Origin of the sequence: Citrobacter amalonaticus Y19 (assembly GCF_000981805.1) — a bacterium.
GTDB classification, from domain to species: domain Bacteria; phylum Pseudomonadota; class Gammaproteobacteria; order Enterobacterales; family Enterobacteriaceae; genus Citrobacter_A; species Citrobacter_A amalonaticus_C.
On the sequence record NZ_CP011132.1, the window covers coordinates 516799 to 537958 of the forward strand.

At 51.7% G+C, this 21160-nt stretch carries 16 protein-coding genes and 1 tRNA gene; 8 read left to right on the forward strand and 9 right to left on the reverse strand.

What is annotated here, in order from left to right; translation table 11 throughout:
* Positions 1-77: 77 nt before the first annotated feature.
* From F384_RS02295 to folD, 3 genes are all read right to left on the reverse strand, one after another.
* Positions 78-1577, reverse strand: a complete 1500-nt coding sequence (locus F384_RS02295) for a PTS transporter subunit EIIC (protein ID WP_046477120.1) — start codon at positions 1575-1577, stop codon at positions 78-80.
* Positions 1578-1841: 264 nt separating this feature from the next.
* Entirely contained in the window at positions 1842-2054 is a 213-nt protein-coding gene (gene ybcJ, locus F384_RS02300; RefSeq protein WP_046477122.1) for a ribosome-associated protein YbcJ, read from the reverse strand.
* Between the two features lies 1 nt (position 2055).
* Complete coding sequence (gene folD, locus F384_RS02305; RefSeq protein ID WP_046477124.1) at positions 2056-2922, reverse strand: bifunctional methylenetetrahydrofolate dehydrogenase/methenyltetrahydrofolate cyclohydrolase FolD; 867 nt, start codon at positions 2920-2922, stop codon at positions 2056-2058.
* Positions 2923-3167: 245 nt separating this feature from the next.
* On the opposite strand from folD, the gene F384_RS02310 reads away from it, so the two are divergent.
* Positions 3168-3244, forward strand: a tRNA-Arg gene (locus F384_RS02310).
* A gap of 171 nt (positions 3245-3415) precedes the next feature.
* Here F384_RS02310 and F384_RS02315 read toward each other — a convergent pair.
* Together F384_RS02315 and F384_RS02320 are read right to left on the reverse strand one after the other, a co-directional pair.
* A complete protein-coding gene (locus F384_RS02315) occupies positions 3416-3850 on the reverse strand; it encodes a VOC family protein (RefSeq protein ID WP_046477126.1) in 435 nt (144 codons plus the stop codon).
* 214 nt (positions 3851-4064) lie between these two features.
* A complete protein-coding gene (locus F384_RS02320; RefSeq protein WP_046477128.1) occupies positions 4065-4511 on the reverse strand; it encodes a glyoxalase/bleomycin resistance/dioxygenase family protein in 447 nt (148 codons plus the stop codon).
* A gap of 130 nt (positions 4512-4641) precedes the next feature.
* Between F384_RS02320 and F384_RS30275 the strand changes: the two genes are divergently transcribed.
* Positions 4642-5544: an AraC family transcriptional regulator gene (locus F384_RS30275; protein WP_226991625.1), complete on the forward strand. Its 903-nt coding sequence runs from the start codon at positions 4642-4644 to the stop codon at positions 5542-5544.
* A gap of 105 nt (positions 5545-5649) precedes the next feature.
* On the opposite strand, the gene F384_RS02330 is transcribed toward F384_RS30275, so the two are convergent.
* The 4 genes from F384_RS02330 to cusR form a co-directional block, all read right to left on the reverse strand.
* On the reverse strand, positions 5650-8583 hold the full coding sequence (locus F384_RS02330) for an autotransporter outer membrane beta-barrel domain-containing protein (protein ID WP_052746875.1): 2934 nt from the start codon (positions 8581-8583) through the stop codon (positions 5650-5652).
* A gap of 793 nt (positions 8584-9376) precedes the next feature.
* Positions 9377-10108, reverse strand: a complete 732-nt coding sequence (locus F384_RS02340; protein ID WP_080949861.1) for a bactofilin family protein — start codon at positions 10106-10108, stop codon at positions 9377-9379.
* 552 nt (positions 10109-10660) lie between these two features.
* Entirely contained in the window at positions 10661-12100 is a 1440-nt protein-coding gene (locus tag F384_RS02345; RefSeq protein ID WP_046477133.1) for a Cu(+)/Ag(+) sensor histidine kinase, read from the reverse strand.
* Complete coding sequence (gene cusR / locus F384_RS02350; RefSeq protein ID WP_046477134.1) at positions 12090-12773, reverse strand: copper response regulator transcription factor CusR; 684 nt, start codon at positions 12771-12773, stop codon at positions 12090-12092. The genes F384_RS02345 and cusR overlap by 11 nt, the downstream gene beginning before the upstream one ends.
* 170 nt (positions 12774-12943) lie before the next feature.
* On the opposite strand from cusR, the gene F384_RS02355 reads away from it, so the two are divergent.
* The 6 genes from F384_RS02355 (at position 12944) to F384_RS02380 (ending at position 20987) form a co-directional block, all read left to right on the forward strand.
* Complete coding sequence (locus F384_RS02355) at positions 12944-14326, forward strand: efflux transporter outer membrane subunit (RefSeq protein WP_046477136.1); 1383 nt, start codon at positions 12944-12946, stop codon at positions 14324-14326.
* A gap of 26 nt (positions 14327-14352) precedes the next feature.
* Entirely contained in the window at positions 14353-14697 is a 345-nt protein-coding gene (cusF, locus tag F384_RS02360; protein WP_046497645.1) for a cation efflux system protein CusF, read from the forward strand.
* A 32-nt stretch (positions 14698-14729) separates the two neighbouring features.
* A complete protein-coding gene (locus F384_RS02365; protein ID WP_046477137.1) occupies positions 14730-15992 on the forward strand; it encodes an efflux RND transporter periplasmic adaptor subunit in 1263 nt (420 codons plus the stop codon).
* 11 nt (positions 15993-16003) lie between these two features.
* A complete protein-coding gene (locus F384_RS02370) occupies positions 16004-19150 on the forward strand; it encodes a CusA/CzcA family heavy metal efflux RND transporter (protein ID WP_046477139.1) in 3147 nt (1048 codons plus the stop codon).
* Between the two features lie 538 nt (positions 19151-19688).
* Positions 19689-20384, forward strand: a complete 696-nt coding sequence (locus F384_RS02375) for a flagellar brake protein (protein ID WP_046477141.1) — start codon at positions 19689-19691, stop codon at positions 20382-20384.
* Between the two features lie 15 nt (positions 20385-20399).
* Complete coding sequence (locus F384_RS02380; protein ID WP_046477143.1) at positions 20400-20987, forward strand: helix-turn-helix transcriptional regulator; 588 nt, start codon at positions 20400-20402, stop codon at positions 20985-20987.
* Positions 20988-21160 lie beyond the last annotated feature (173 nt).

Here is a 21160-nt window from a genome sequence, read left to right on the forward strand (position 1 = left end):
CCCTGAAAATTACCGGTTATCAGCCAGATACGACAACGTCTCCCAGCGTACAGGAGACGTGTCATTCAGGCATCTTATTATTTGCCGATCATCGTGGACATGGTCTGGGCGATAAACTGTGCTCTGGCACCGAAAATCACCTGGATACCGTTGTCGCCGACAAAGACTACGCCGCGCGCGCCGAGACCATTGAGACCGTCTTTATCAACCTCGTCGCTTTTCGCCACTTCCAGGCGCAGACGGGTAATGCAGGAACCGACAGAATCGATGTTTTGCGCGCCGCCCAGCAGGCCGATGATCTCAGTGGCAATTTCTGTATCCGTTTTGTCGTTCGCATTGGCGGTCACTTCGGTACGGCCTGGCGTTTTGATGTCGAAACGGCGAATGACAAAGCGAAAGGTAAAGTAGTAAATCAACGCCATCGGCACGCCGATGATAATGGCGTTCAGGAAGTTGGTCTGATAGCCATTGAAGGACGGCAGGATACCAAACGACAGGTAGTCGATGAAACCGGCAGAGAACGACTTGGCAATATGCGCATGCAGCAGGTACATGGTCATATAGGCCAGCCCCGCCATAATGGCGTTGAAGACGTAAAGAATCGGCGCCACGAAGATAAAGGTGAATTCAACCGGCTCGGTAATCCCTGTCAGGAAGCAGGTAAGCGCCGCCGAGAACAGAATACCGGCCGCAATTTTCTTATTCTTCGTGTGCGCTTCGTGATACATCGCCAGACAGGCCGCAGGCAGGGCAAACAGCATCAGCGGAAATTCACCCTGCATGAATTTACCGGCGTTCTGATAGGTATCACTACTGAAAGATTTAACCCCTTCCTCCAGCATTTTGAACCAGATCGTCTGATCGCCGTGGATCACCTGACCGGCCTGAGTGGTGTAATCACCAAAGGAGTACCAGAAGGACGGATACCAGATGTGATGTAACCCGAGCGGGATCAGCGCACGTTCAACCAGGCCAAAGATAAAGGTTGAGACCGCCTGATTATCGCCGTTGACAACCACCGAAAGCGCATCGATACCGGACTGAATGTGTTGCCAGACGTAGGGCAGCAGCAATCCCAGCACAAAGGAGAGAAACGCGGTGGCGATCGCCACAAAACGCTTACCGGAGAAGAAACCGAGGAATTCCGGCAATTGCATGGTGTGAAAGCGGTTGTAGCACCAGGCGGCGAGAATACCGCAGATCAGACCGCCAAAGACGCCCATTTGCAGGGTCGGGATACCGACCACCATCGCGTATTTTCCACCCTGGGAGGCCATCTCCGGCGTGATGCTCAGCACCGTGCTGATGGTGATATTGGTGACAAACACAGAGACCGCTGCCGACAGTGCTGCGATACCGGATTCTGAGGCAAGACCGACGGCAGAGCCGATGGCAAACAGCATCGGCAGGTTATCAAAGATAACACCGCCCGCGTTCATCATCAGCGGTAAATGGAATTTATCCCCGAAGGCCAGCAGCAAGCCCGCAGCGGGAAGCAGTGAAATTGGCAGCATTAAGGCGCGACCAATCATTGATAATTTAGACAACGATTTAACAAACCCTGATATCAGACTCATGCTGATTTCCCCCGAGTAGCACTTTTTTAGCGCTGTTATTGTAAGTAGAACGTTATAGTAGAACGTTATAGTAGAACGTTATACTTATCGTGATGAAGGAGGGCGTTTCGCGCCACTTAAATTTCACGCTTCATCAAATGAAATAGTGATTCTTTGAAGTTGATCGATAATTAACCATTATGGTCACAGGGAGATAGGGGAAAAGAAGAGGGGAACCTCAACCCGACATCCCCGCAGGAGAGTTCGGGTGAGGCGTCAGACAACTCAGGCCGTTACGGTGATGGCCTGACCGGCAAAACTGACGGTTTGCCCGGCCACGATTTTGCAGCGTTTGCGAGTTTCCACCGCGCCATCAACCTTTACCTGCCCTTCGGCAATGGCAAGTTTCGCCTGGGCGCCGCTTTCGCTCCAGCCTTCCAGTTTCAGCAGATCGCACAGTTCAACGTGAGGATGTTTGCCTAAAGAAAATGTCGCCATGTTAGTTGTCCTGAGGATCGTGATATTCAACGCACGCTTGTAGCGTGTTTTCGATAAGCGTGGCGACCGTCATGGGGCCTACGCCACCCGGTACGGGCGTAATGTATGAGGCACGTGCGGCTGCATCGTCAAACACCACGTCGCCGACGACCTTGCCATTTTCCAGACGGTTGATGCCAACATCCACCACGATAGCGCCTTCTTTGATCCAGTCACCTGGAATGAAGCCCGGTTTACCGACGGCAACGATCAGCAGATCGGCATGCTCAACGTGGTGACGCAGATTTTTGGTGAAGCGGTGGGTTACCGTGGTGGTGCAACCGGCCAGCAGCAGCTCCATGCTCATTGGACGCCCCACGATGTTAGAGGCGCCGATCACGACCGCATTCAGGCCGTAGAGATCGATGTTGTAACGCTCAAGCAAGGTGACAATCCCGCGCGGTGTGCAGGGGCGCAGACGCGGGGCGCGCTGGCACAGACGACCGACGTTGTACGGATGAAAACCGTCCACGTCTTTATCCGGATCAATCCGCTCCAGCACTTTGACATTATCGATGCCCGCCGGAAGCGGCAGCTGCACCAGAATACCGTCGATGGTGTTATCGGCGTTGAGCGTATCAATCAGCTCAAGCAGTTCCGCCTCGCTGGTGGTTTCCGGTAGGTCATACGAGCGGGAGACGAATCCCACCTCGTCACAGGCTTTACGCTTGCTTGCCACATAAATCTGTGAGGCCGGGTTGCTGCCTACCAGGACTACAGCCAGGCCCGGGGCTCGACGTCCGGCGGCAATGCGCGCCTGAACTTTTTGAGCAACCTCAGAGCGCACCTGCTGCGCAATCGTTTTACCGTCAATAATCTTTGCTGCCATCAGAGAGAGGATTCCATCTGTTACTACACGTCAAAGGGGATGGCGCTATTTTGTCAGAAGTGAAGACCGTTGTCAGTTATCGCTTTCTGTCAGGGGGGATTTACACGGCGATCCGCCAGGCGAGGTGAGGCTCCAGGAAGAGAGGATGCTCACAACTCAAGCAGTTGAGAGGAAAGCCATTGACCGCTAAGGTTGTGAACGTATAATACCGACCAGTTTTGTATCAGTCCGCATTGCAGTTCTCTGCTCCCTTAGCTCAGTTGGATAGAGCAACGGCCTTCTAAGCCGTCGGTCACAGGTTCGAATCCTGTAGGGGGCGCCATTAGAACTCAACGAGTTAACCATTTCCTCCAGACTCCATATTTCCTTCATGGGACATATTTGGGGCATCGTCGTTTAAATCGGGTCAATTTGTGGCTCGAAACCGTCTAAGACCTCCAGTTTTTTCAGTTCCATTTGGGAAACACGGTCTGAGCAGCCCTGAACCAGACACCTAAAGGCTGAAGCTGATTTCCACTGATGGTGTACTGCGCTGCGCTTCACCATGATAGACGGCTTCAATGTTGTTACCATCCGGATCAAGCACGAAAGCTGCGTAGTACCCGGAGTGGTAGTGGCGTTCGCCAGGTGCTCCGTTGTCACGTCCCCCATGCGCCATTGCTGCACGATAAAAGGCATCCACCCTGTCACGATCGTTGGCCTGGAAGGCAAGATGATGACGTCCTGTCGGTACTCCCAGCGCTCCTGCGCTTTTCACCGAAGACACGACCAGTTCGTCTGCCCAGAAATAATCGTCCGTTGTGCTTACGATCGGGATTTCCAGCGTCGTCAGGACGGCAGTGTAAAACGCTTTGCTGGCGTTAAAGTCGTTAACCACGAGCTGGATATGGTCGATAAGTCTGCCACGATGGAGTTGATATGTTTTCATAAATTCATTTCCCTTTCTTTTACCGTCGTTTTTGCTGGTATTTATTCTTTATCAGGAAAAAACAAATCTCAATTTTATCTTTCGGTGATTTCATATCTGTTCCTATTAATACGGAGAGTTAAGCGTTCATCACCATGACAGAAAGACCATCCGGAAAACCGGATAGTCTTTTTGCGCTTTGGAGATATAGAGGCACGTAGCCCGCATTCACTCGCTATTCTCGTTCTGACGCTTTGCGCAAAAACGGGGTATACGATATTGCCATGATGATCCCTTCAGGACTGAGAAAGCGGGTGACAGTTTGTCCCCAGGGTTCTTCCTGCATACAGGTCAATAAGTTACATCCCTTTTCCTTTAAAATTTCGGACGCGGATTGCATGTCGTCAACTTCAAATTCGAGCCAGGCTTGGGGAACAGGTAAACTGGCAGGCCATTCAGATGAGCCAAAACAAGAGAGGGCCACTTTATCCAGTGGCCAGACAGCAAAATACTTCACGCCGGGGATGTTTTGCGTTTGCAGATATCCGTCATAACCGTCAATAGTTTCAAGCGGCAGTTGCAGTACGTCTTTATATAAAAACGCACTTTCTTCTGTGTTTGTTGTGACAGGACCAAACCCGGCGACAAATAACACATTAATTCCTTTCAGGATGCTGGACATAGTCACCTCATAGTGTTGATGCGTGATTACATTGTTATGCATGAATCGCACAATAATAAAATTTCTACAGTTGATGAGAAGAAAGGTACGATATAATCCAGATTCCTCGTTGTAAAAAAGGGACATTTCTATGAGGGAATATCAAAATGTACCGCGTTGCCGCCCAGAGACAGGCGGATTGAAGCAAATTGTCGGCAACCGACACAGCGCGGCGACGCAGCTCTTTTTCGCGCCGTCTGAGCCTTTACGTCACATTGTTTCCCACTATACCGTGCAATTACGCTGCGATTGTGAGCAGACGCAACAGCCATTGACGATTGTTCCTGACGCCAGCGGCTGCCTTGTTTTCACTATAGCCCGTGAGCGTGTCCAGCAGCTCTTTTGGGGGCCTTGCAGCCAACCGTACCAGGTTACGCGGGACTTCAATACGATCACCATGCGGATTCTGGTGGAGTTTTTGCCCGGCGGCGCGTTTGGGCTTCTGGGCAGCATGCCTTTAGATGAATTGCAAAACAGGCAATACCTTCTGGAGACCATCGCGCCTTCTCTGGAACGGCTATTTCTTCCTGTGATTGAACTGCATCATGAATCTTATCTGTTTCTGCTTCAGGCCATCGACGAGGCATTAGTCCGTCATCCCTGTGTTGCCACAGAAAACGGGCTGATGCAGCAGGTTCTTGCTTGTTCCTCTTCCGCGCATGGCGTGCTTCGTCTTAATACTCTGAGCGAGATGACGTCTTACAGCACCCGGCATATCAACCGGTTATGCCAGACGAGAATCGGCTTGTCGTGGAAATCGTTTGTCAGAATCCTCAGAATCAACGAAGCGTGTCGTCGCATCAATCGGGGAGGGGATGTTCTCAGAACGCTTGCCTGTGACCTGGACTACCACGATCAGGCTCACTTTACCAAAGACTTCAAAGCGCTCTGTGGGGTAACGCCGTCCGACTATCAACGAAACCTGTCGGACTTTTATCATGAAGAAACGAAATTGTGTGCGCATTTGCCTGGCCGGTATGCGCGTTGCGAATAATTAAAACGGCATAACCCGTTGTTTATACCTCATGCGGATAAAACCCATTGACCCGCAGTGAAGAGGGAGCGGAGGATCCGCCCCCTGGTTCATCAATGCCTTTTATCAGAACGATGCTTTAATGCCCAGCATCACTGAGGTATCGCTATAACCCTTATCGCCAGCCTGCTGCGCAACGTTGCCCCACAGCGCCACATTTTTGGTTAACTGGCCTTCAACACCGGCTTTCACTTCGCCAATGTTGCGGCTGCCGGCTAAATTCACATCCCGATCGCCCAGCGAGGTACCGAAGTCTTTGGTGTTGTGGATCCAGTTCACCTCCACAAACGGCTGGAAGTTGCGGTCTTTGCCAGCATCCAGCTTGTTGTGACCGTGACCATACAGACGGACGCCAACACGAGACTGCAAGTTGCCATCGCCTTTGCCTTCAACACGGGTACCGTTGGCTTCCTTATGATCGTCCGCCCGCACACCCATCCAGGTCAGTTGCGCTTTGGGCTGAATGTACAGCGCGTTGCGCTCACTGATATCCGCCAGTTTCCAGGTATAGCCGGATTCAACCGATGCGGTGAAGCCTTTGGATTTGTACTTTTCCTCATCAACGGCGTCGCTGGAGACGGTATTGTGGAACCAGTTGTACTGCGCCCAGGTATCCACATAGGCTCCTTCCAGCGTGTCATTGTCCTGCAGCCATGTGCCATAAATGCCCACGCTGTAGCCATTGACATGGCCGTCTGCACGGTTGCCGTTGCGCTTGTTCTTCGCATGGCTGCTCTGGTTAGCGTAACCGGCCATCAGACCAAGGTGGAAACGGTCTGCGTGATTCGAACTCCACTGCGCAAGATCGCCGCCAAGCTGTGCTACGTAGCGGTTGCTCTGCATATTCAACTGGCCGGAGTCGTCGCGCTGGCGGGTATGTCCCCCCACATTGCGCAGCCAGAGGCTGGTAACCGCCTCTTCGCCGGTCAGGGCGTCAACATAGTGGGTTTCGCCAAGGCGATCGTGCAGACGGGTATTGAACAACGAGTTTGCCGCCGCGAGGTTGACGGCATACAGGCCCGCTTCTGGACGAATGGCGCTCTCGCCTTCTTCCGGCATTGGCTCTGGCTGAACCGGTGCCTCAGAAGGCAGCAGATTGCTCAGATACCAGTTGGCGGCATCCACTCCGTTACCGCGACGCAATGTGTAGTCATACGCGCCGGCGACGATGCGCCCGGTCTGTCTGAACTCGCCATCGGACGTGCCGTTAACGGTGATAAGTTCAATGCCGTTAGTGGTCTGCGCACCCGCTCCGCCTGCGTTGACGACCGTGACGTTGGTAGTACCGTGGGTAGAACCTTCGATAATCAACCTGTCGGTTGGCGAACTGTCGTCGCCAAGGGCGGTGTTCATGACAATATGACCCTCATTGCCCTGATAGTCACCCGCCACGGTGAGCGTTTTGAACGTCCCGCTGCTGCGCGTTGCCCGCCGGGCCAGGCCATTTTCATGCATGAAATTCAGCGTGGAGTCGCTCAGGGTCAGGTCGGTAAGCTGCGAATCCTTCGTCATATTCCATGCGGAGGCCTCGCTCAGCGCCAGATTACTGGTAGCGCCTGACTCAGTGATAAATCCACCGGTGATGCGGGAGGCATTGTTCGCGCTGAGATCGATAACCCCGGCGTCGCTGGCCTCAATGGTCCCGACAATCTCCATTTTCTGCGCATTACCGATAACGCGAGTACCGGCGTTGCTTGCCTGAATCGCGGTAACATCAGGATCGTTATAGCCAACCCCCAGACGAGCGCCGCCATTTAGCGTGATTTCGCCACCGTTTTCCGCGTGGATGTAGCGCCAGTTGCCGCTGCGGCTGTCGTCTGCGACATCAATGTCCAGTTCGCCATTCAGCGTGATTTTACCCGCTGTGGCAGCAGTCGTAGATTTCCCTGCATACAACCCAATGCCTTCCGTCTGCTGATGGCCTTGAGTATCCATGAGTACAGATAACTGGTTTGCAGTGAACTGAGATGACCCCATTGACTCCACCGCGTGAAGTTGCGTACCGTCGGCGCCCGCCTTCATCAGCAACTGCGCTTTACCATGCGACGTGACATTCGAGGCCATGTCGAGGCCGGTTTGCCCAAAGTTGTTGGATAACCAGATGCCGGAGATCAAACCGCCAGTCTGGTTTATGGTGGCGTTAATCGTGGTATCGCCCAATGCTTCGACGTTGCCGCCAACAGCACCGATGCCATCGACATATTCATCTGCCGTGGCATTAATCACCGCGTTCTGATACTGCACGTTAGCGGGCTTGACTTTGTCTATAGGGGTAGAGGTAATTCCAGACTGAGAGTAAATACCCGCCGCGTAGAGTGTCCCCGTACTGTTCACAAGCAGGTTTTCTGCCGAAACGCTGGTACCGCGCTTGACGTACACGCCTACTGCACTCCCGTTGGCGCCGCTTGTTGTTGAGTTAAGGGTCGTCAGGCCGGTCAGATTAAAGAAGGCATCATCTTGATCGCCGTCCAGCGCAACCGCATATTCAATATCATTGCGAGTATTATTGATATTAACGGTCAGATTATCAGCGATTAATTTTCCCATACCGCTGGTAGTGATGGGAACAGTACCAACTGGCGTATCAAAATTAGTGGAAATACTCACCGCCGCGGCGAAACGTGACGTTGTACCGGAGAGGGGATACAGATTATGTTCCACATTGATAGTGGAACCCGACCCTAAATTGAGCGTGCCACCATGGGCTATCGAGACAGCAAGATTCTGCGTATATCCTTGATGTATCTGGCTTATATCAGTAGGGATGGGAACATAGAAACTCTCACCATCAAAATTAATCGTCACGCTACCATTGTTTTCGATGGAAATAGTATTATTTTCGCCAATAACCCCAATTCCCTGATAGATACTGCCATTATCTAACACACCGCTACCGGTGATCCGATTATCACCCAGATCGGTAATTTTTGCCGTTGCGTTGTTTGCGAACAGCGCAACGCCGATCAATAAAGCGGTCGTTTTTAGTTTGCATTTAATCATGTTTTATTTATATCCCTAAAAATAAATCATCCTAACTTTCTGAGATGCCCACGATGCTTGTATTTGTGAGTGAATCACAATCTCTCCATTACACGCATTGGGTATAGGATAAACAATATTTCGTTTTTTATGCTATGGGTAACTACGGTGAATAAGAACAATCCTATTTTTATATTATGTTTCTTATTTAAGATGTTTTGCAGGATAAAATGCTGACAAATTAAAATATTTTCACATTTTAATCTGTTTAATTAAATTGTACGACCTTTGAATCACCAGGCCGCTTTATAAAGAGCGAGCTCATTTAAGATGATATAAATCCCTTAAATTAAGCTATCTGAATGTTGCTGACAGGAAGACAGAGATAGGCTTTAAAAATATGTTATGGTTCAGCACAGTCATTATTAAAAATCAAAACAACCTGGTGCATTTATCTCTATGCCAGAGACCGGTGTCGTGTTTCATTAAGAAGGCTGTGGAGTCACTTCATTTCAGGATGATATCTGGGTTGATTCTGTTGCGGGGTAAAGAAAAGGAGAGGGGGGAGGTGTTGCCAGACGGTTTTTCCATCAATGGGGAGATTCACATCGGCTTCTTGCTCAACGCGACCTGTACGAAGAGCCTTAGCGTACGATCTTATCCGTTTCTCAGGCGTTCTCTGGTGCAGTCAGTGGGATTCGGTTTTGCTATGACTCATCAATCCGTTGTTGTCTAAACAGGATAAGGAAGGAGGGCTTTCTGGAAGTGTAGGCCGGATAAGGCTTCGCCGGCATCCGGCATACAGATAACGACATTATTCTCTATGAAAGTTTGAAATATCGACCGTGTTTTCTTTCACCGCATCCATCGCAGAAATGAACGCATTTTCATGGTCTTCCTCTTCTGTGCGCGGTAAAGAGTTACCGTAGAAGCGCCCATTTTTATGGATAGCCAGAGAATCACTTTTCACCTGACCATTCACGATACCCTGCGCGTTTATACTGACCTCGCCACCAATACAGTTTCCATTCAGCACGCCATCAACGGCGATAGCATAAGCAATAATGTCACCTTCAACATGTCCACTTCTTAGAATGTGAACCGTTTTCTCTGAACGAATAATACCGTCTATGCGACCATTAACGTGAATGTCGCTGGTTGAGTTCAGTTCACCCTTAATAATGCAGGTTTCAGGAATGACAGCAACGGAAGGTTCCATCTGTACGCTTTGCGAGGGTTTGACGGTGATTTCGACGTCGTCGCCCAGATAGGAAACCTGGGAAGAATCAAGAGAAGATGCAATGTTAATATCTGCGTTGGTATCAGCAAAAATCGTGTTTTGCGCTTTACGTTTAAACATGGTGCGGATCCTCATCGATGATGAAAGTAAATAAACGGCATAAATTAAACCACAGCTTAAAATAATTACGGCAATAATCTTCCATCGCGATTTTAACGTGATATAAAAATGTTGGTCACCTATGCCGTAATGTATAATGAGGTAAAGCCAAAGCCCCCAAACAAGCCACAGGAGGTTATATTGCATAATCTTTCACGTAATCTCCTGTTTGTATTTATAACGGTTAATAGGTATTGCGACGGTATCATTCAGCGATTCATTCCACAATAAAAAACAAACTTTGCTTTATTTGGTTTGCAATAATTAAAATTTCATCTGTTTAAAAAATATCAACGCAATATTAACAATAATGAAAAAAAAGCGCTGAGTAGTAAGCGCCAGATTGCTCATGATAAGGCCTGGGATAATACTTTCCGGAATGCTTCAGGATCGGTAACGGGGTAATTTTTCGGATTTTTTTTCTTTTTCAGTAAAAGACTTTGTGCAGTAGTTTGAAGTTTTGGTGATGAAATGCTGCCAGGGCAGGGGGTATCCACTGGATGGCGTGCAAGATGTTATCGGCCAGAAGAAAGAAGAATGACGGTCAACCACGTTGTCACAGAGACGGATTTGCAAAGGTCCAACTGTGATTGAAATGTAAAAAAGATGTAGTGATGAAAAATAAGTAAAGGTAAGTGGCTGTTTTTTTTAGGATGAATCCTAGAGTCTGCAATGCTGAAGAGGTGAAGCGCAGGTCAGTCAGACCTGCTCTTTAGGCAAACTCAGAATAAAACGGGTGACGCGGGTATCTGAGGTCACCGACACGGTTCCGTGGTGCGCTGTCACAATGGATTTCACGATGGCCAGGCCAATACCGCTGCCTTCTCCTTTGCGCTGGCGGGACGGATCCACGCGATAAAAGCGATCAAACAACCGTGGCAGATGTTCGGCAGGGATGGGCGTTCCCGGGTTTTCAATGATGATGTGCACCTGGTCGTCCGCCTCTTTCAGTCGCACGGTGATGCTCTGGCCCGACGGCGTATAGCGCATCGCGTTGGAGAGGAGATTGCTTATTGCCCGGCGCAGCATGCCGGGATCGCCGGAAACCAGGCATGGACGCCCTTCAAAATGCAGTCCGACTTCCCGCTCTTCCGCCAGCGCTTCAAAAAAGTCGAACACTTTCGTGACTTCATCCGCCAGATTGAGCGCTTTTTTCTCCGGAATCAGTTGGTTGTTATCGGCCTGCGCCAGAAACAGCATATCGCTGACCATTTTCGCCATATGGCTAAACTCTTCGAGGTTGGAATAGAGCACCTCTTCCAGTTCCTTCTGACTACGAGGCTGGCTGAGAACAATTTCCGTCTGTGTCACCAGGTTGGTGATGGGGGTGCGGATCTCATGGGCAATATCGGCAGAAAAATTGGACTGGCGGGTAAAAACGTCCTCAATACGCTCGATCATGTGATTAAAAGAGAGCACCAGCCGTTCCAGTTCAATGGGCACCGATTGGGGATCCAGGCGAACGTCGAGATCTTTCGAGGTAATGTTTTGAATCTGTCGACTGACGCTGCGGATCGGTTCGTGCCCTTTATAAACGGCAAACAGCACAATAAGAATGATCAGCATACTGATGATCGAGGCGGTCATGATCAGCTTGTTTTTCAGGTCGTTAATGTAATGCAGGTGGAAATCGATCGACAGCGCCAGATACAGGGTATAGGCCGGTTTGCCCTCGACCAGCGGCCCGACCGGCAGGCGGATCATGCGCCAGGTGGAATGCGTGCCGTGGCCTGGCATCTGCATCGACGGACCGTTAATCAAATAGACGTTGCCACCCGGAACGGTTTTATCCGGCGTGGCGCGGGCCAGAAACTGCCGGATGTCCGGTACATGAGGGGAATGAAAAAGCGCCTGCTGGTTTGCATCCTCCAGCGAAACGATCACGTTTGAGTAACCGGCCACGACGTTTTTCAGGATCTCCAGCCGCCGGGATTCCGGTTCGTCGGAGGGACTGAGGATACGTTCAAGGGTGGCGCTGATTTCGGTTAAGTCGTTGATGTCCTGTTCGGCAAAATGCACTTTTACCGACTGGACCATTATCCAGGTAAAGGCAAAAAAAGAGGCAATGGTCGCGAGGCTGATAAAAAAGGTCAGACGCGTCGCCAGCGAAAAAGGGCGGGAAAATCGCTTACTGACCATCCGGCACCTCAAGCACATATCCCACGCCACGCACGGTCTGAATCAGCTTAGGTTCAAAGTCGTTATCAATTTTGCCGCGCAGGCGCTTCACGGCGACATCAATGGCGTTGGTATCGCTGTCGAAATTCATGTCCCACACCTGAGAGGCAATCAGCGAGCGGGGCAACACCTCTCCCTGGTGGCGCAGGAAAAACTCCAGCAGGGTAAATTCTTTGCTGGTGAGCGTGATGCGCGTTCCGCTACGACTCACTTTGCGACTCACCAGGTCAACCGTCAGATCGGCTACCTGAAACTGGCTTTCGACAATCACCGCGGCTCCCCGGCGCAGCAGAGTTCTTACGCGCGCCAGCAGTTCGGCAAAAGCAAAGGGCTTAACCAGATAATCATCCGCCCCTAACTCCAGTCCTTTCACCCGATGTTCGATGGTGCCCAGCGCGGTAAGCAGCAGAATCGGCATACCTTTATTGGCGCTACGCAGCATCCGGACGATATCCCAGCCGTTGACGTCGGGCAGCATGATGTCAAGGATGAGCAGGTCGTATTCACCGGTCATCGCCAGGTGGTAACCGTTCAGACCGTTGTCGGCAAGATCGACAACAAAGCCAGCTTCCGTCAGCCCTTTGGTCAGGTATTCACCGGTTTTTTTCTCATCTTCGACAATCAAAATCTTCAACACGTTCTCCTTCACCACGCGAATGTCATGGGGCCCCTCAATTCTAGAGAAGCCAGATCGGATAGCAATCGCATTCTGGGAAAATGACAGCTTTGTCATTTTGCTGTCACGGGTTGAACAGAGAGCGCCAGGTAAAGTTGCTGATATCAACCCACATGAAAATCAGGCTTATGCGTAATTTTAGGTTTCTCACGCTCTCGATGGCGTTACTGCTGGCAGGATGTTCACTCGCGCCGGACTATCAGCGCCCGGCGCTCCCGGTGCCGCAACAGTTTTCTCTGAGCCAGAACCAACTGGTGACGTCACCGGCGGGTTATCAGGACAGCGGCTGGCGGCAGTTTTTCGTCGATCCACAGGTAAAAACGTTGATTGACGAGGCGCTGCGCAACAACCGCGATTTACGCATGGCGACGCTAAAAGTGCAGGAGGCGAGGGCGCAATACCGGGTCACCGATGCCGATCGTTATCCGCAACTGAACGCAGAAAGCAGCGGAAACTGGAGTGGAAAGCTCAAGGGCGACACCCGCAGTACGCGTGAATATGAGGCCGGACTGAACCTGAGCTTTGATCTGGATTTCTTTGGCCGACTGAAAAACATGAGCGAAGCCGACCGACAGAACTTCTTCGCCAGTGAAGAGGCGCGTCGGGCGGTGCATATTCTGTTGGTGTCCAACGTGGCGCAGAGCTATTTCAATCAGCGTCTGGCCTTCGCGCAGCTCCAGGTGGCGCAAGAAACGCTGAGCAACTATGAGCGCGCCTATGCGCTGGTGGAAAAACAACTGGTCACCGGCACGACCAACGTGCTGGCACTGGAACAGGCGCGCGGCGTGATCGAAAGTACCCGCAGTGACATCGCGAAGCGTCAGGGTGAACTGGCGCAGGCGAACAACGCGTTGCAACTGTTGTTGGGGAGCTATGGCGCACTGCCGGATGACACGCGACAGAACGTCGGCGATCTCAACGGCGTGACGTTACCGCCGTCGCTTTCATCGCACATCCTGTTGCAACGCCCGGACATTATGGAAGCCGAACATGCGCTGATGGCGGCGAATGCCAATATCGGCGCGGCGCGGGCGGCATTTTTTCCCTCCATTACGCTGACCAGCGGAATTTCTGGCAGCAGCAGCGACCTTTCAACGCTGTTTTCGGCGGCAGGCGGGATGTGGAATTTCATTCCGAAGGTGGAGTTACCCATCTTCAACGCCGGGCGTAATCAGGCCAACTTCGATCTGGCTGAAATCCGCCAGCAGCAGTCGGTGGTCAATTACGAGCAGAAGATCCAGAACGCTTTCAAAGAGGTTGCCGATGCGCTGGCGCTGCGCCAGAGCCTGGCCGATCAGATTCGCGGTCAGCAGCGTTACCTGTCCTCGCTACAAATCACCCTTCAGCGCGCCAGAGCGCTTTATCGCAACGGTGCGGTGAGCTATATCGACGTGCTGGACGCCGAACGTTCGCTCTTTACGACACAACAAACCCTGCTTGACCTTAATTATGCCCGGCAGGTTAACGAAATTACGCTCTATACCGCGCTTGGCGGCGGTTGGCTGGAATAAATCAAATGACATCATGGGAGATTAAAATGAACACAGTATTTAAAGCAGTGGTATTCGCGGTTTTCTCGACGCTGGCGATTAACGCTCAGGCTAATGAGCACCATCACGGCGATATGATGAGCGCCATGCCTGCCGCCGAACAAAGCCCGGTAATCAGCGCCACCGGCGTGGTGAAAAGCGTTGATAGGGAAAGCAAAAAAGTCACCATTGAGCATGGTCCTATTCCCGCGCTGAACTGGCCGGCAATGACCATGCGTTTTACCATCACGCCGCAAACGCAGCTCAACGATATAAAAGCGGGTGACAACGTGGCGTTTACGTTTATCCAGCAGGGCAATCTCTCTTTATTGCAGGATATTAAAAGCCAGTAATTCACTCTTATTTTAACGTTGAGCATGACCTCATGAAAAATATCGCGCTGATTATCGGCAGCATGATGGCGGGCGGCATTATCGCCGTGGGCGGCTATGCGTATTTCGCCGCCGCGCACCCGTCGGCGGCGACACCGCCTGCCACGGAAAAAGAAGCCCGCACCGTGCTGTTCTGGTACGACCCGATGTACCCGAATACCCGCTTCGATAAACCCGGTAAATCGCCCTTTATGGATATGGATCTGGTGCCGAAATATGCCGATGAAGAGTCTGCCAGCGGCGCTGCGCCGGGCGTCCATATCGATCCGACACAAACGCAAAACCTCGGTGTGAAGACCGAGGCCGTGCGCCGTGGTCCTCTCACGTTCGCCCAGACGTTCCCGGCCAACGTCAGCTACAACGAGTATCAGTTTGTCATCATGCAGGCACGGGCCGCCGGGTTTGTCGAGAAAGTCTGGCCGCTAACCGTGGGCGATAAGGTGAAAAAAGGCGCGCCGCTGCTCGAACTCACGATCCCTGACTGGGTGGAGGCGCAGAGCGAATATCTGCTGCTCAAAGAGACCGGCGGTACGACAACCCAGATTGAGGGGATTCTGGAGCGGCTGCGTCTGGCCGGTATGCCGGACGCGGATATTCGACGTCTGACCGCAACGCGCAAAATTCAGACCCGCTTTACTCTCACCGCCCCCATTGACGGGGTGATTACCGCCTTTGATTTACGCGCTGGCATGAACATCGCCAAAGATAACGTGGTGGCGAAAATTCAGGGGATGAACCCGGTGTGGGTCACGGCCTCCGTGCCGGAATCCATCGCGTGGTTGATTAAAGACGCGTCATCGTTTTCGCTGACCGTTCCGGCGCGTCCGGATAAGTCATTCGCTTTCCGTAAGTGGACGCTGCTGCCCAGTGCAGATACCACTACCCGGACGCTGCAACTGCGTCTGGAAGTCGAAAATCCGGACGAAGCGCTGAAACCGGGGATGAATGCTTATCTCAATCTGAAAACGGAAAGTGAGCCGATGCTGCTGATCCCGTCTAAAGCGCTGATCGATACCGGCAGCGAGCAGCGGGTGATCACGGTGGACGGTGATGGCCGTTTTGTCCCGAAGACGGTCTCCGTCTTCCAGGCCTCACAGGGGGTGACGGCGATCCGTTCCGGGCTGGACGAAGGCGAGAAGGTAGTTGCCAGCGGCCTGTTCCTGATTGATTCGGAAGCCAACATTTCGGGGGCGTTGGATCGAATGCGCGCGCAGCAACCGTCGGCGACGTCCGGCAATGCGGCCCATGCGCACTGAGGAGAACGCAGATGATTGAATGGATTATTCGCCGCTCGGTGGCCAACCGCTTTCTGGTGATCATTGGCGCGCTCTTTCTCAGTGTCTGGGGCACCTGGACTATCGTCAACACGCCGGTGGATGCGCTGCCCGATCTGTCCGATGTGCAGGTGATCGTCAAAACCAGCTATCCGGGACAGGCGCCGCAGATTGTCGAGAATCAGGTCACCTATCCGCTGACCACCACCATGTTGTCCGTGCCGGGCGCGAAGACGGTGCGCGGCTTCTCGCAGTTTGGCGACTCGTATGTCTATGTCATTTTTGAAGATGGCACCGATCCGTACTGGGCCCGTTCACGCGTGCTGGAATATCTCAACCAGGTGCAGGGTAAGCTCCCGGCGGGCGTTAGTGCGGAAATGGGGCCGGACGCCACCGGCGTGGGTTGGATCTTCGAGTATGCGCTGGTCGATCGCAGCGGTAAACACGATCTGGCGGAACTGCGATCGCTTCAGGACTGGTTCCTGAAATATGAGTTGAAGACCATCCCGAATGTGTCGGAAGTGGCCTCTGTAGGCGGCGTGGTGAAAGAGTATCAGGTGGTGATCGACCCGATGAAACTCGCTCAGTACGGCATTAGCCTGTCAGAGGTGAAAGGCGCGCTGGATGCCTCTAACCAGGAGGCGGGCGGCTCGTCGGTGGAACTGTCGGAAGCGGAGTACATGGTCCGCGCCAGCGGGTATCTACAAACGCTGGATGACTTTAATCACATTGTCCTGAAATCAGGGGAAAACGGTGTGCCGGTGTATCTGCGTGATGTGGCGAGAGTGCAGATCGGCCCGGAAATGCGCCGGGGAATCGCCGAACTCAACGGCGATGGTGAAGTGGCCGGCGGGGTGGTCATATTGCGTTCCGGTAAAAACGCGCGTGAGGTGATTTCGGCGGTCAAAAGTAAACTTGAGACGCTGAAAAGTAGCCTGCCGGAAGGCGTGGAAGTAGTGACCACCTACGATCGCAGTCAGTTGATTGACCGCGCCATCGACAATCTCAGCACTAAGCTGCTGGAAGAGTTTATCGTCGTGGCGCTGGTCTGTGCGCTGTTCCTCTGGCACGTGCGTTCCGCGCTGGTGGCGATCATCTCGCTACCGCTGGGGCTGTGTATCGCTTTTATCGTGATGCATTTCCAGGGGCTGAACGCCAACATTATGTCGCTTGGCGGGATCGCTATCGCGGTGGGGGCGATGGTGGATGCCGCCATTGTGATGATCGAAAACGCCCATAAACGGCTGGAGGAGTGGGAACATCAGCATCCGGGCGAAGCGCTTGATAACGAGACGCGCTGGAAGGTGATCACCAACGCGTCCGTGGAGGTCGGCCCGGCGCTGTTTATCAGTTTGCTGATCATCACACTCTCTTTTATTCCCATCTTTACCCTTGAGGGTCAGGAAGGACGCCTGTTCGGGCCACTGGCGTTTACCAAAACGTATGCGATGGCGGGGGCGGCGTTTCTGGCGATCGTGGTGATCCCGATTCTGATGGGGCTGTGGATCCGCGGTAAAATTCCGGCGGAAAGCAGCAACCCGCTCAACCGCTTTTTGATCCGCATTTACCATCCGCTATTGCTGAAAGTGCTGCACTGGCCGAAAACCACGCTGCTGGTGGCGGTGCTCTCGATCCTGACGGTTGCCTGGCCGCTGAGTAAAGTGGGGGGCGAGTTCTTACCGCAGATTAACGAAGGCGATCTGCTGTACATGCCGTCCACGCTGCCGGGGATTTCGGCAGCAGAAGCGGCCAGTATGTTACAGAAAACCGACAGGCTTATCATGACCGTACCGGAAGTGGCCAGAGTCTTTGGTAAAACCGGGAAAGCGGAGACCGCCACGGATTCAGCTCCGCTGGAAATGGTGGAAACCACTATTCAGCTTAAACCGCAGGAGCAGTGGCGTCCGGGCATGACGATGGACAAAATCATTGAGGAACTGGACAAAACCGTCCGCCTGCCGGGGCTGGCAAACCTGTGGGTGCCGCCGATTCGTAACCGTATTGATATGCTCTCTACCGGTATTAAGAGTCCGATTGGGATTAAAGTTTCCGGTAATGTGCTGGCCGATATCGATGCCATGGCTGAGCAGATTGAAGAGGTCGCCCGAACCGTCCCAGGCGTGACGTCCGCGCTGGCCGAGCGTTTGCAAGGGGGCCGTTATCTCAACATCGACATTAACCGTGAGAAGGCGGCCCGCTACGGCATGACGGTGGGCGACGTGCAGTTGTTCATTACCTCCGCCGTCGGCGGGGCGATGGTGGGGGAGACCGTTGAGGGGATCGCCCGTTATCCCATCAATCTGCGTTATCCGCAAAGCTACCGTGACAGCCCACAGGCGCTGCGTCAGTTACCGATTCTGACGCCGATGAAGCAGCAAATAACGCTGGGAGATGTGGCCACAATCAACATCACGCCGGGTCCCTCGATGCTGAAAACCGAGAATGCGCGGCCCACCGGTTGGATCTACATTGACGCGCGTGACAGGGATATGGTCTCCGTGGTCAACGACCTGAAAAAGGCGATTGCCGATAACGTCCAGTTGAAGCCCGGTACCAGCGTCGCGTTTTCTGGTCAGTTTGAGTTGCTGGAGCGGGCGAACCATAAGCTGAAGCTGATGGTGCCCATGACGCTGATGATCATCTTCGTCCTGTTGTATCTGGCCTTCCGCCGTGTCGGGGAAGCGCTGTTGATCATCACCAGCGTGCCGTTTGCGTTAGTGGGCGGGATCTGGTTTCTGTACTGGATGGGATTCCATCTGTCGGTGGCGACAGGAACCGGGTTTATCGCGCTGGCGGGGGTGGCGGCGGAATTTGGCGTGGTTATGCTGATGTATCTACGTCATGCCATTGAAGCCGACCCTTCGCTGGACAATCCGCAGACGTTCAGCGCAGAGAAACTGGATGATGCGCTGTATCACGGCGCAGTGCTGCGGGTACGGCCCAAAGCGATGACCGTGGCGGTGATCATTGCCGGTCTGCTGCCTATTTTATGGGGAACCGGGGCCGGTTCGGAAGTGATGAGCCGGATTGCGGCGCCCATGATCGGCGGCATGATTACGGCGCCGCTGCTGTCACTGTTTATTATCCCTGCGGCTTATAAATTGATGTGGATGCGCCGTCACCGCAAAATATCACCTTAATGCCATCATCATCCGGCCTGCTGCAATCGAACAGGCCGGATAACATCATCTCTTACGGTATGATTTCTATTCTGTCTGACATATTCCGCAATACTGTCAAATGCGTTATCTGATGATAACGCTTATCCCTTCCTGAATCTCCATTTATTGTTCATTCGCTCCCCTGATATTTAATTTTGCCGTTACCTGTCAGCAAGTTGTGCATAAAAAGCACAATTCTCCCCCTTATGTTGCAAATGGTGTAAACATCGATTTTATATTTCAGAATCGTGCAGTTAATCGCATTTTATTCATTTTTATTATCCAGTTTTCGTTAAGTTAATCTCCTTTTGCGCATAATGCGGGCCACTTTTACACTTCACTGAATGTTTTTACATATCAATTAATCAGTAAAAATAGCCAAAAACTTAATATCATGCGAAATATCTGAAAGGTAATCCCTTATGGTAATCAAAAAACCATCAGCGGGAGTCAGTTTTAGCCTTTTGTCATTAAACACGAATGAGAAGTATCTGAAACACAAAATAAGGATTTTATTATGGGATTTGGGATGGCAAAGGACAATAAATTTGAGATCGTGGCCATTATTCGCGAAGAGCTTCTCAGAAAAACCAAGGTGGAACTGAAATTTAAAGACACCAGCGTGGTCACTCAATTAGAAAAGGTTGACTTCGACTACTTCGTGATTGCCAACAATAGCGACATCCCTCTCTCTTCTATCCAGTCTTTTATCTTGCACAGTGACAGCGGCATTATCAGGTTCAATGCCCGATTCAGCCAGTCGCTGACCGATAAACTGGAGTGCGGACTGGCGTATCGCATACCTGAAGTGATCTTATTGGTCCAGCGCCGCCAGCATCAGCGTTTCTCTTTTTTAAAGGGATATCACTTTTACTGTTCTGGTCGCTATAAAAATGGTGAGAACTACGTGCTGCAGATTAAAAATATCTCTCGCGGTGGTTGTGCACTGATCTCACAAAAAATAAATACCCGCTTTCTTTATAAAAATGCGCTGATCAAAGGGGCACTCCTCGATTTTGAACAGTTTGGTCGTTTGCATTGCGATCTCCGGGTGGTCAACGTTGTTGCTATTAACGAATTTGATGAAAACAATCAGCTTTATTCTTGTCAGCAGATCTCCTGCAAGTTCGAATTTAAACATCCCCGCGATGCGTTGGATGTCGAAAAGGTCATTATTCATTTTTTGATGAGTAACAAATTGAAAAGTTTATAAAGGAAGGTGAACTTTATGTTGATGTGTGGAAATGAAGATTTTGTCGGCAGCAGTGTCTCAACGTATTTGAAAAGTAAAAATGCCGAGGTGACGAATGTCCCCTGGCAGGTGATGGTGGATTACTCTGCACGTTATCGCCATCGGCTGATGATTTTTAATATTATCAGCCACGAACAGTCTTACGCAGATTTCGTGAGCTATTTAAATAAGAACCGCTTTAAGGTTTACGATAATGCCGTGGTGGTGATTGCCGATGACCGTCTGGCGAAATTGTGCATTGAGTTGCTGTATGTTGAAAAGGCCATTGTGCTGACCGATAAATCACCGCTGCGTGATTTTGGTCGACTGACAACCCTGACGGGGGAGTGCTGGAATCCGCGCTTATTCCGTTCGCAAAAACGGCTGAGCGATCGTGAACAACAAATCCTCAGTTTGTTGGTGAGAGGATATTCGCCCGGCGAGATATCGAGTCTGATCAGCGTGAGTTATAAAACGATACAGACTCATAAAATGAGAGTCATCGCTAAGTTGGGGCTGGCCCATTCTACTGAACTGAATAAACTGATTGTCAGATTCAACCATCCGTTGTCTTTTTTGTCCTGAGTTTGTTATCAGCCTGATGGCGCTTCGCTTATCAGGCCTACAGATGTCACGAGTAACGTGTTGATATTCCAAAGTCTGTAGGCCGGGTAAGGTATAATCTACAGATGTCACGAATAACGTGTTGATATTACAAAGTTTGTAGGCCGGGTAAGGCATAGCCGTCACCCGGCATA